The organism is Finegoldia magna, from assembly GCF_003182075.1.
GTDB lineage: Bacteria > Bacillota > Clostridia > Tissierellales > Peptoniphilaceae > Finegoldia > Finegoldia magna.
The window spans coordinates 96181-108231 of the sequence record NZ_QGTH01000005.1 but is presented as its reverse complement, the minus strand read 5'-3'; the positions used below and the strand labels follow the sequence as shown (position 1 = coordinate 108231).

The window sequence follows — 12051 nt, the reverse complement described above, 5'->3', positions numbered from 1 at the left end:
TCTAATGTAAATTTCAAAAGTTTTTTTGACTTTGGAACTTCTTCGCAGTTCTTAACTTTTACAACTCTAAAATCAGATTTTGAGAAAGTTTCAAAATCAACCATATCTTCAAATAATGGTTCAACTTTCACTTTTGAAAAGTCGATTTTTTCTGTCGTAAGTTTGTCGTAAGTTTCGTAAGTTTCTTTTGATGAATCGCTATTTTCTGCCTTTTCTAAGCCTATTGGCTTCATTGTTGGGAACAACATTATATCTCTGATTGATTCATTGTTAGTTAACATCATTATAAGTCTGTCAACACCAATTCCCAAACCGCCTGTTGGTGGAAGTCCTACTTCTAATGCATTCAAGAAATCATAATCCATCATTTGAGCTTCGTCATCGCCATTTTCTCTGGCTTCAACTTGCTTTAAGAATCTTTCTTTTTGGTCGATTGGGTTGTTCAATTCACTAAATGCGTTTGCTATTTCTTTTGTGCATACAAATGCTTCAAATCTGTGAGTATATCTTTCATCATCTGGATTTCTCTTAGCCAATGGACTTACTTCAACTGGATGACCCAATACAAATGTTGGTTGAACTAATTTTTCTTCGCAGAAATGTTCGAAACATTCGTTGATAACTTCGCCACGTGACATATTGTCTGCGATTTCAACATTGTTTGCTTTGGCAACTTCACGAGCTTGTTCATCTGTTTCAATTTCATCGAAGTTGATGTCTGCATATTCTTTTATTGCATCAACCATTGTTATTCTTTTCCATGGTGGTGTAAAGTCTATTTCTGTTTCACCAAATTGTGCTTTCATAGATCCATTAACTTTTTCACAAACAAAAGCAACTAATTGTTCTGTGATATCCATCATATCATTATAGTCAGCGTAAGCTTGATACAATTCTATTGCCGTATATTCTGGATTGTGAGTGTGATCCATTCCTTCATTTCTGAACATTCTGCCCATTTCATAAACTTTGTCGAATCCACCTACAATTAATCTCTTAAGGTATAATTCATTTGCGATACGCAAATACATATCGATATCCAATGTGTTGTGGTGAGTGATAAATGGTCTAGCATTTGCTCCACCAGCTATTGTGTTCAAAATTGGAGTATCAACTTCTAAGAATCCTCTTGTATCCAAAAATTCTCTGATTGCTGAAATAATTTTAGATCTTTTTATGAATGTATCTTTGATTTCTGGATTCATAATTAAATCCACATATCTTTGTCTATATCTCAAATCAGGATCTTTTAGTCCGTGCCATTTTTCAGGTAATATTTGTAATGATTTAGATAATAAAACTACAGTCTTTGTTCTAATAGATACTTCTCCGCTTTGTGTTTTAAAAATACATCCTTCAACACCAACGATATCTCCGATATCCATATTTTTTACTTTTGCATAATTTTCTTCGCCTAATTCATTTACTTTATTAAATAATTGAATTCTACCAAAAGAATCTTGTAAGTCCATGAAGTTAACTTTTCCATGTCCTCTTTTGCTCATAATTCTTCCGGCTATTTTAACTTCTTTTCCGTCAAATTCGTCAAAGTTATCTAGGATTTCTTTTGTATTATTAGCATTGTCAAATTTTTCATGAACGTAAGGATTTTCATTTGCATCTAATAATTCTTGTAACTTTTGTCTACGAATTTGTAGCATTTCGTTTAAATTTTCCATTTTTATCCTTTCTTTACAGTTAATACCTTTAATTCTACGATTCCACCTGGTGTTTCAACTGTAGTAGTGTCACCAACTTTTAGGTTTAACAGGGCTTTTCCAGTTGGTGATTCATTTGAAATTCTACCTTCAAAAGGATCAGCTTCCGCTGTCCCTACTATTTTATATGTCATTTCTTTGTTTGACTTTAAGTTTTTGTAAGTTACTGTTGATCCAACTGTCACAACGTCTTTTTGATTTTCGTCATCTTGAATTACTTTTGCATATAGTAGCAAGTTTTCAAGATAGTTAATTCTTTCTTCTACTTGCGCTTGTTCATTCTTAGCTTCATCATATTCTGCATTTTCAGAAAGGTCGCCAAATCCTCTGGCAACTTTGATTTTCTCAGCTATTTCTGTTCTGCGAGTAGTCTTTAAAAACTCAAGTTCTTCTTTGTGTTGATCTAATCCTTCTTGAGTTAATAAAAATTCTTTATCTGCCATAATCTATTCTCCTTATTTTAACCATATATTCTAAAATTATATAACAAAAGGCATAATTGTCAAGTTTTTAGTATATGATTAAACTATTCATTTTTAAATTCATCTAGTATTTTGTATATTTCAACAAGATCTGTCAATTGATTGATTTTGTTCTTAACTTTATTAGAATTTCTAAATCCTTTCAGATACCATTGAATGTGCTTTCTCATTTCCAAAATCGCACGTTTTTCTTCGTAAAATTCCAATTTCAATTGCATGTGTTTTTTTATTGTGTCGATAACTTCTTCTTTAGTTTTGATTTCATCATCACTAAAAATAAATGGATTTTGCATTGCACCTCTTGCCAACAAAACTCCATCGCAATTTGAGTATTCCATATTTTTTCTAATGTCTTCTTTTGTAAAACAATCGCCATTGCCAAATACAGGTATGTCTACATTTTCCACTAATCTTTTTATATGAGACCAATCAGCTTCTCCTGAATAAAACATTTTTCTTGTCCTAGCGTGAAGTGTAATATAATCTACTTTCAATCTATCACAAATTTGTCCAAGCTGCATGTAATTCATGGAATTTTCATCGATTCCAAGTCTGAATTTTACAGAAACTGGCAAATCAGTGTTGTTCTTACAAGCTCTTATAACATCTTCCGCTAAGTTCAAATCTCCCATTAAAGCTGAGCCGTCACCGTTTTTGAAAATTTTCGGTGCAGGACATCCCATATTTATATCAATTGATTTGAAATTGTAATTTTCAGTCAGAAATCTAGTTGCATATGCAATGATTTCTGGTTCGTGTCCAAATATTTGAACAGATGTATTGTTCTCTCTTGGATCTGTATCTAAAAGTTTTTTAGTTTTCTTGTCATCATAGTAAAGTGCTTTGGCACTTATCATTTCTGTAAAGCACAACCCCGCTCCCAATTCTCCACAGATTATTCGAAATGGAATATCTGTAACTCCAGCTAATGGTGCCAAAAACAAATTACTATTTAAGTTTAATTTTTCTTTAATCATTTCTATTTAATTCGTTAATAATTTTTAAGCCATCTAAAGTGATTAGTTTGTCAATAATTGTAATATACTTTGATTGTTTTGCAATCAAATAAGAAAAACCACCAGTTGCAATAATTGTAACTTCATCTTTTGTTTTGTGTTTTTCTTCTAGGATTTTTTCAATTATATAATCTATTAATCCTATAAATCCAAATACAACTCCTGATTGCATACTTTTTACGGTGCTATCTCCAATAACTTTATCCGGCATTTCTATTTCGATCTTTGGTAGTTTTGCAGTCTTCATAAATAATGCTTCTGATGAAATTGCAATCCCCGGAGCTATTGCTCCTCCCAAATATTCTTTATTTTCCGAAATATAATCAAAAGTAATCGCCGTTCCAATATCTACGATAATAACTGGAGTAGAATATTTTTTACAAGCACTTACTGCGTTGATTATTCTATCTACGCCGACCTCTTTTGGACTTGCGTATTTATTAACTATTCCCGTCTTTATATTTTCATCTACTATCAATGGTTCAATTCCCAAATATTTTTTTACTGCTTTTGGTATAGTTGGCATCAGATTTGGTACTACAGAACCAATAATAGCTTCTTTTATATCAGATTTTTTAATATTTGAATATTCCAAAGCTTGTCTTAATGTTAGAGCGTATTCATCACTAGTTTTGTGCAAATCTGTGGATATTCTCCATTCAAAAATCAACTCATCATTTTTGAAAATACCCAATACAATATTAGTATTTCCAATATCTATTACAAGTAAAATATCTTCCACCTTCTTTATTTGTTTTCAATGGATGCTTTTATGAATCCATCGAATAAAGGATGAATTTTGTTAGGTCTTGATTTGAATTCCGGATGGAATTGGCAACCTAAGAAGAATTTATTTTGTGGTATTTCAAGCATTTCTACCAAGTTGTATTGGTCATTAATTCCTGAGAATACAACATTATTTTGTTCAAATTGTTCTCTGTAATCGTTGTTGAATTCATATCTGTGTCTGTGTCTTTCTTGAATAAATTCTTCACCGTACAATTCTTTTGCCAATGATTTATCTTTCAAGTGACACTCGTAGTTACCAAGTCTTAATGTTCCACCTATATCTTCAATATCTCTTTGTTCTTTCATTAAACTTATTACAGGGTTTTTGCAATCAGCAACAACTTCCGCTGTATTAGCATCAGCTAAACCAAGTACATTTCTAGCGATATCTATTGCTGCAATTTGCATTCCCAAACAAATTCCGAAATATGGCATATTGTTTTCACGACAATATTTTGAAGTTTCAACCATTCCTTCCATGCCTCTGCCACCAAATCCGCCTGGAACGATAATACCATTCAATCCTTCAAATGATTCTTTGATATTGTCTTTGTTTAATTCTTCGGAATTAATCCAACGAATGTTTACTTTGTGATTGTTTGCATATCCAGCATCTATCAATGCTTGTTCTACAGAAAGATAAGCATCGTGAAGTTCTGTGTATTTTCCAACTAAACCGATATTTACAGTTTCAGTTGCTTTTCTGTAGTTTTCAATCATTTTTCTCCATTTTCCATCTTCTTCGCCTTTGGATTTTAGTTTCATTTTTCTCATGATATATTTATCCAAATTTTGTTCTTGGAATTTCAATGGAACTTCGTAGATAAAGTCAACATTAAATGATTGAATAATAGCCTCAACTGGAACATCACAGAATAATGAGATTTTTTCTTTTAATTCATCTGTAACTATTCCCTCACTTCTAAGGATTATTACATTTGTTTTTATTCCCAAACTCATCAATTCTTTATAAGAATGTTGTGTTGGTTTTGTTTTTAGTTCATTGCTTCCAGGAATTGTTGGAACTAAGGTTGTATGAATGAATAATACGTCTTCTTTTTCGTTTTCAGCGTGGATTTGTCTGATTGCTTCCAAGAATGGCAATGATTCAATATCACCTACAGTTCCGCCGATCTCTGTTATAACAATGTCTGCTTGTGATTCTTCAGCTGCTTTATACACCGCTTTTTTTATTTCATCAGTAATATGCGGAATAACTTGTACGGTTTTGCCGTTATAATCTCCACGTCTTTCTTTCTTGATAACGTCGTTGTAGACTTTTCCAGTCGTAATATTAGATCTTTGAGTTAATTCTTCGTTAATAAATCTTTCATAATGGCCTAAGTCTAGGTCAGTTTCTGCTCCGTCTTTTGTTACAAAAACTTCTCCATGTTGATAAGGACTCATAGTACCTGGGTCTATGTTCAAGTACGGGTCAAATTTTTGCATGAATACAGAAATCCCTCTATCTTTTAGCATTCTTCCAATACTTGCTCCGCTAATTCCCTTACCTATACCAGAGACAACTCCTCCAGTAATAAAAATAAATTTACTCATTACTCCTCCTATAATTATATTAATGATGAATATATGTCTTGAATATCACACAAACTATAATTTTCTTTGTAGACAAATTTTTCAAGACCGTCGTGTATTTCTCTGATTTCTTCAATTAATGGACTAATTTCATACTGAAAATATTTAGCCTTATCGTATTTAGATTCAAAATCAGATTTTTGTATCATTTCTTCCAAATTATTTCTTTTGTCAATAATTTCATTCAAACCATTTTTCAATTTTTCTTGTGTAGAATCCAAACTATTAATTCCACATTTTTCGATTAATTTGCTGTTTTGAATAAGTTGCTTTGAGAAAGCATTAATAACAAATTTATCTAACATATAAATCAAAGTCTTCGCTTCAATTCCATGAGTTGTTATTACATCTTCCAATCCAACATCGTAGATTGCATGTAATTCTTCCTCACTTAGTATACCACAAAAATCCTTGATAGATTCTTCTGAAATTAAGGAATACAAAGAATCAAAATAATGAACTAAATCCAATAAACCTCTCTTCTTTGCTTCTTCTCTCCAAAGTTCTGTGTAGTTGTCTTGTCTGTACAAAATATGTTTGTGATTTTTCAAAATATTGACAACTTCTGATTTAATAAATTGTTCTATATTCTCATTTTGAGATTTGTATTTTTCATATACTCTTTTAATTGCATTTGCATACATTGTATTTAAAACTATGTTCACATCGCTTGCACTATTTGAAGAGCCTAACATTCTAAATTCAAATTTGTTTCCACTGAAGGCAAATGGACTTGTTCTATTTCTGTCTGTCATATTTGGTGGAATGTAATCAAATCTATTTATCGAAAATTCAGGATAATTTCTGACAATTTCTTCTTCATTCATAAGAGAGTTAAATGTTTCTTCAATATCTTGCCCCAAATCCATAGATATTATTGATGGAGGCGCTTCATCTCCTCCTAATCTATAGTCGTTGGAAGTAGTTGAAGATGCGGATCTTAAAAGTGCTTGTGATTTGTCTACAGCTTCTATCAAACATGCTGTGAATATCAAAAACACAAGGTCATTTTCCATATCAGCTTTTGGTGAAAATACATTTCTACCGTGATTAGTAACTAAAGAGTAGTTATTGTGTTTACCGGAACCATTTACACCTTTGAATGGTTTTTCGTGCAACAAGCATACTAAATGATGTTTTCTTGCAGTAGTTTTAAGTATTTCCATAACTAAGTGGTTATCATCTACAGAAATATTTGCGTTTTCAAAAAGAATCGCTACTTCGAATTGATTTGGAGCAACTTCATTGTGTTCAGTCTTAGCGTATATTCCAAGTCTGAATAATTTCTCGTCAACATCTTTGTAGAATGCTTCAACTCTTTGTGGAATTGAACCGAAATAATGGTCAGTAAGTTCTTGCGATTTGGGAGCTTGTGCTCCTAAAAGTGTTCTTCCTGTATTAATTAAATCAATACGTTGTTTGTATACATTTTCATCTATAAGGAAAAATTCTTGCTCTAATCCGATTTTGACTTTCATTCTGTAACAATGGTCATCAGAAATCTCGTTGTAAAGTTTAGTAGCATAATCAGACAAGTAGTCCAAGCTTTTAAGTAGTGGCAGTTTTTTATCCAGCGTAGTCCCATCATAAGATACAAATACCGATGGTATATACATAATATTATCTACAATAAAGGTGTTAGATGTGCAGTCCCAATAAGTATAACCTCTTGCTTCAAACGTAGATCTAATTGATCCTGTAGGAAATGATGAAGCATCTGGTTCTCCTTTAATTAATTCTTTTGCCGAAAATCTATTTATTGGAGTATTATCATCTCCTCTATCCAAAAATGAATCATGTTTTTTTGCTGTTAATCCATTTAATGGTTGAAACCAATGACAAAAATGAGTGGCTCCTCTTTCAATCGCCCATTTTTTCATCGCATGCGCAATTATTTCTGCCGTTTCAATATCAAGTAAATCTTCTTTTCTAACTGCGTTTTTCCATTTTTGATAAATAGGAAATGGTAGTGAATCTTTCATTTGTTTTTTATCAAAAGTGTCAATCCCAAAAATTTTGTTTGTATCCATAATACCTCCATGTATTAAAATAAAAAAAATTGGCAATCAAAGAAAGCCAATTTATGAAAAACAAAAATAGTGTTTTTTTTATTATATTTAATCACAGTTTTGTTGTCAAGTATTTTATTGTTTTTTCTTATTCTTTTTTATGATTACTTGCATTTCAGAAGCATCGCTTGGATTGATCGGAATAAGTTTGTTAGTAGCTTTGGAATTTTTCAAAGTTAATTCCAAAAATCTCTTATCTTTGGAGTATTTCCATTGTTTGATGTCTTCATATTCAGCCAAAAATCCATTGAAATAAATCCCTTTATCTGTGAATGAGATTTTTTCGAATGTTAAATAAATGAATATTACTCCAAGTAATATATAAATTAATGGGAACCATGTTTTTTGTTGGTAAAGATACAATAATCCCAATATTACAATTGAATATGATGCAACCATCATTAAAACTCTTTTTCTTTGGTTAAAGTTTTTGATGACTCTACCAATATTTTTTTTGACTTTGTATACATTGTACATTTGCTTCAATCCAAAAAGCAAAATCAATATATACATCACATTAATAATATTTTGTGCGCTCATTATTTCTCCTGATTTTCTATATTGTTTTCTATTTCTTCGTCTTTTTTTCTTATATCGACTAATTCTTTTGGTTCATTTTCGTGAATTTTTGTCTTAGTGTATTTGTCAAATATAGCTTCGAATTCTTCTTGGCCAATAGTTTCTTTTTCTAAAAGTCTGTTTGCCAATGCATGTAACAAATCGATGTTTTCATTTAAAATATTTAAAGCTTTGTTGTACGCTTCATCGATTAGTTCTCTCATTTCAGAATCAATTTCATAAGCTATCTTGTCAGAATACTGCTTGTTCTTACCAAGCTCTTCACCTAAAAATACTTCAGCGTCATCTCCACCGTACATCATAGGTCCCAATCTCTTACTCATACCGTATTTTGTTACCATTGCATGTGCGATTTTTGTTGCTCTTTCAATATCGTTACTTGCTCCAGTGGAGATATCGTCAAGCACAACTTCTTCTGCTGCACGTCCACCTAAAAGCGAAATCAATTTGTGTTGCATTTGTCTTTTAGTCATAAATTTCGCATCTTCTTGTGGAAGATATGCAGTAAATCCTCCGGCTCTTCCTCTAGGAATAATTGTAATCATGTGAACTTTGTCATTATCTTCCAAGAATCCGGATACAATCGCATGACCAGATTCGTGATAAGCTGTAAGCACACGTTCTTTTTCTATTACAACTTGTGATTTTTTTTCTGGACCAGCAACAACTTTTATAGATGCTTCTTTGAACACTTCATTTGAAATTTCTGCTTCATTATTTCTTGCTGCAAGAAGTGCTGCTTCATTGCACAAATTTTCCAAATCAGCTGGAGAAAAACCAGTAGTTGTTTTTGCAATATTCTCCAAATCCACATCTGATTTAAGTTTTTTGTTTTTTGTGTGAACTTTTAATATTTCTAATCTCTCTCTCACGTCTGGAAGTCCCACATAAATAGTTCTGTCAAATCTTCCAGGTCTCAACAATGCTTTATCCAAAATATCAGGTCTATTAGTAGCGCTCATTACAATTACGCCTTCATTTTTTCCAAAACCATCCATTTCAACAAGTAATTGATTCAACGTTTGTTCTCTTTCGTCATGGCCTCCGCCAAGTCCTGCTCCTCTTTTTCTACCTACTGCGTCTATTTCATCGATGAAAATGATACAAGGAGCATTTTTCTTAGCTTGTTCAAACAAATCACGAACTCTCGATGCACCGACACCAACAAACATTTCGACAAAATCAGAACCAGAAATGCTGAAAAATGGAACCTTTGCTTCACCTGCGACTGCTCTCGATAAATATGTTTTACCAGTTCCTGGAGGCCCCACTAACAAAACTCCTTTAGGAATTCTTGCACCAATGTCTATATACTTAGAAGGATTTTTCAGAAAATCTACAATTTCCATCAATTCTTCTTTTTCTTCTTTTAATCCCGCTACATCAGCAAACACAACCTTTTCTTTTGAATCTTGGTTGAGTTTTGCTTTTGATTTTCCAAAATTCATAGCCTTAGAATTTCCAGAGTTTTGTGTTTGATTCATAAACATAAACCAAATTATTCCAAGCCCGACTATAATTAATATGGTTGGCATTATATCAACATACCATGGTTTGCCAGGATCTTTTTCAGTCTTCAAAACTATCTTGTTGTTTTCAACAGATTCCTTCAGATAATTATTGTAAAAAACTTCCCACATTTCTGGGGGCATATACATTCTAAAAGGAGTACCCTTGCTATCTTTTAGAACGCCTTTTATATCATTTCCTCTTGCAACAATTTCTTTAACATTATCTTTCTTTACATTTACAATCATTTCGTTGACAGTAAAATATTTTGTGCTCAATGTATTGTTTTGAGTCATAGTCACGAAAAAAGCTATTAAAATAATTGGAACAAGATAAATCGCTAAACTTTTAGTTACTTTTTTCATTAAATCTCCTTTTCATAAAAAGATTTCTTCAATATGCAAATATCTTCAATATTTCTAAATTGTTGTGCAAAATCCAATCCATAACCAACTATAAATTCATTAGGTACAGTAAAACCTTTGAATTGAACATCAACTTCGTTAGTTCTTCTTTCAGGTTTATCCAAAAGACTCGCTATCTTAACTGATTTTGCTTTTCTATCCATTAAGTTTCGAACCAAGTAATTTAATGTGCGACCACTGTCCACAATATCTTCAACTATAAGGATATTTTTGCCGGCGATGTCTTCTTCCAAATCTTTGATGATTCTTACAGTTCCACTCGATTCCGAAGAATGTCCATAACTTGATACTGCCATGAAATCTATTCCAACTTCTAAGTCGATATTCAATGTTAAATTGCTCATAAACATCGCTGCGCCTCTTAGAATACCAACTACGATAAGTTCTCCCTTATCTCTGTATTTTTCAGTGATTTCTTGTCCTAATTCTTCAATTCTTTTGTCGATTTCTGATTTTGGTATTAGCACCTTTTCGACTGCATCACATAAATTACTTTTCATAAGTCACCTCTATAACTAAAACTTCTTTGCTGTTAGAATTTTTCATGTACAAATTTGATCTTTTCAACGACAAAATAGCATATACATTTTCTTCATCGCTCAAAATGGGATAATTATCGCGTTCAATTTGTAAAACTTTATTATCAATAAATACATCTTTAATTTTCTTGGTAAATCCCTTTAATTTAATTCTATCTCCATTTTTTCTTCTTCGTAAAACAAGATTATGTGATAGAATTTTAGAATCAAAAACCATTTTATTTCTTGAAGGTTTAATATTAGTATTTTTTGTTAGATAACTACTAATTTTAAAATTCCCAAAAATGATTGTCCCAAGTTCAAATTTTACACTTTGACTTTTTTTGTTGTCTACATTTTCCCTAATAATTACTTTATCATAACTTTTGAAAAAACTGTAGTCTTTAAATATATATTCCCTGCCGTTTTTTAAATCAAATAATTCTATAATATCATCTATATAAGCCATTCTAATATCTTGGTTAGACCCATTTAATTCAATTAAAAGTTTTCTAATTATATTTCGTTGAATAGAGATTTTTTCGATTTCAAATAATTTTACATCTATAGAATATTCACCATTTCTTTGACTAACTAATTTTTCGAATTTAAGATTAGTAATATCGTCAATTATTTCTTTTGAATCTTGTAAAATATTTATAGTCCTATATATCGATTCGTTTATAGAATTATTGAAATTTTCTTGAATATATGGCAACATTTCAAGTCGAATTTTATTTCTTTTGACATCGGCTATGAAATTTGTCTCATCAGTTACATACTCAATATTATTGCTATCTAAATAATTTAGGATTTCATTTTTTGATACATCTAAAAGTGGCCTTATTACATTTTTGTTTCGATATTGTATTCCACACAATCCATCAATTCCACTTCCCCTAAACAAATGTAAGAAAAAAGTCTCCACTTGATCGTCCAAGTGGTGTGCTACAGCAATCTTATTGAAATTCTCTGTTTCTAAAATTTTGTTGAAACAATTATATCTTAAAATCCTACCGCTGTCTTCCAAACTAATAGAATTGTCGATGGAAAATTGTTTCATATCTACTTTTTTTGAAAAAAATTGAACATTTTTTTCTTCAGATATTTCCCTTGAAAAATTTTCATCTCGATCGGCAGTAACTCTGTAAGAATGATTAATGTGGCATGTTTTTATCTCAAAACCTAAATCATCTTTTAGTTGGTATAAAACATTGAATAATAATACTGAGTCTGCCCCACCTGATAATCCTATCAAAATTTTGTCGTTTTTTTGTATTAAGTTTTCTCTGATGATAGTATTTTTTATTTTGTGTATCAAATCCATAATAATAAAAAAGCCGCATAAAT

At 31.3% G+C, this 12051-nt stretch carries 10 protein-coding genes; all 10 read right to left on the bottom strand.

The features are described 5' to 3' along the window. On the bottom strand, positions 1–1679 hold a 1679-nt coding region (lysS, locus tag DES33_RS03295), incomplete at its 3' end, for a lysine--tRNA ligase (protein WP_110058075.1). Between the two features lie 2 nt (positions 1680–1681). Then, positions 1682–2161 carry a transcription elongation factor GreA gene (gene greA, locus DES33_RS03290; RefSeq protein WP_094205876.1) on the bottom strand — a complete coding sequence of 160 codons (480 nt, stop codon included), beginning with the start codon at positions 2159–2161 and terminating at the stop codon, positions 1682–1684. An 83-nt stretch (positions 2162–2244) separates the two neighbouring features. Continuing rightward, positions 2245–3177, bottom strand: a complete 933-nt coding sequence (gene dusB, locus DES33_RS03285) for a tRNA dihydrouridine synthase DusB (RefSeq protein ID WP_110058074.1) — start codon at positions 3175–3177, stop codon at positions 2245–2247. Next, entirely contained in the window at positions 3170–3958 is a 789-nt protein-coding gene (locus DES33_RS03280; protein ID WP_110058073.1) for a type III pantothenate kinase, read from the bottom strand. Before DES33_RS03280 ends, dusB begins: the two co-directional genes overlap by 8 nt. A 5-nt stretch (positions 3959–3963) precedes the next feature. Next, a complete protein-coding gene (pyrG, locus tag DES33_RS03275) occupies positions 3964–5562 on the bottom strand; it encodes a CTP synthase (protein WP_110058072.1) in 1599 nt (532 codons plus the stop codon). A 14-nt stretch (positions 5563–5576) separates the two neighbouring features. After that, positions 5577–7631, bottom strand: coding sequence for a glutamine synthetase III domain-containing protein (locus tag DES33_RS03270; RefSeq protein WP_094224831.1), 2055 nt, complete (start codon positions 7629–7631; stop codon positions 5577–5579). A 114-nt stretch (positions 7632–7745) separates the two neighbouring features. Continuing rightward, complete coding sequence (locus tag DES33_RS03265; protein ID WP_094207269.1) at positions 7746–8210, bottom strand: DUF5673 domain-containing protein; 465 nt, start codon at positions 8208–8210, stop codon at positions 7746–7748. After that, complete coding sequence (gene ftsH, locus DES33_RS03260) at positions 8210–10123, bottom strand: ATP-dependent zinc metalloprotease FtsH (protein WP_094224832.1); 1914 nt, start codon at positions 10121–10123, stop codon at positions 8210–8212. Before ftsH ends, DES33_RS03265 begins: the two co-directional genes overlap by 1 nt. After that, positions 10123–10683: a hypoxanthine phosphoribosyltransferase gene (hpt, locus tag DES33_RS03255; RefSeq protein ID WP_110058071.1), complete on the bottom strand. Its 561-nt coding sequence runs from the start codon at positions 10681–10683 to the stop codon at positions 10123–10125. The genes ftsH and hpt overlap by 1 nt, the downstream gene beginning before the upstream one ends. Continuing rightward, positions 10673–12028 carry a tRNA lysidine(34) synthetase TilS gene (gene tilS / locus DES33_RS03250; RefSeq protein WP_094224834.1) on the bottom strand — a complete coding sequence of 452 codons (1356 nt, stop codon included), beginning with the start codon at positions 12026–12028 and terminating at the stop codon, positions 10673–10675. Before tilS ends, hpt begins: the two co-directional genes overlap by 11 nt. Positions 12029–12051: the final 23 nt, after the last annotated feature.

Coding starts and splice junctions, on each gene's coding strand:
- pyrG (WP_110058072.1), bottom strand. CDS start 5,562: ATGAGTAAATTTATTTTTATTACTGGAGGAGTTGTCTCTGGTATAGGT.
- hpt (WP_110058071.1), bottom strand. CDS start 10,683: ATGAAAAGTAATTTATGTGATGCAGTCGAAAAGGTGCTAATACCAAAA.
- tilS (WP_094224834.1), bottom strand. CDS start 12,028: ATGGATTTGATACACAAAATAAAAAATACTATCATCAGAGAAAACTTA.
- DES33_RS03265 (WP_094207269.1), bottom strand. CDS start 8,210: ATGAGCGCACAAAATATTATTAATGTGATGTATATATTGATTTTGCTT.
- dusB (WP_110058074.1), bottom strand. CDS start 3,177: ATGATTAAAGAAAAATTAAACTTAAATAGTAATTTGTTTTTGGCACCA.
- ftsH (WP_094224832.1), bottom strand. CDS start 10,123: ATGAAAAAAGTAACTAAAAGTTTAGCGATTTATCTTGTTCCAATTATT.
- greA (WP_094205876.1), bottom strand. CDS start 2,161: ATGGCAGATAAAGAATTTTTATTAACTCAAGAAGGATTAGATCAACAC.
- DES33_RS03270 (WP_094224831.1), bottom strand. CDS start 7,631: ATGGATACAAACAAAATTTTTGGGATTGACACTTTTGATAAAAAACAA.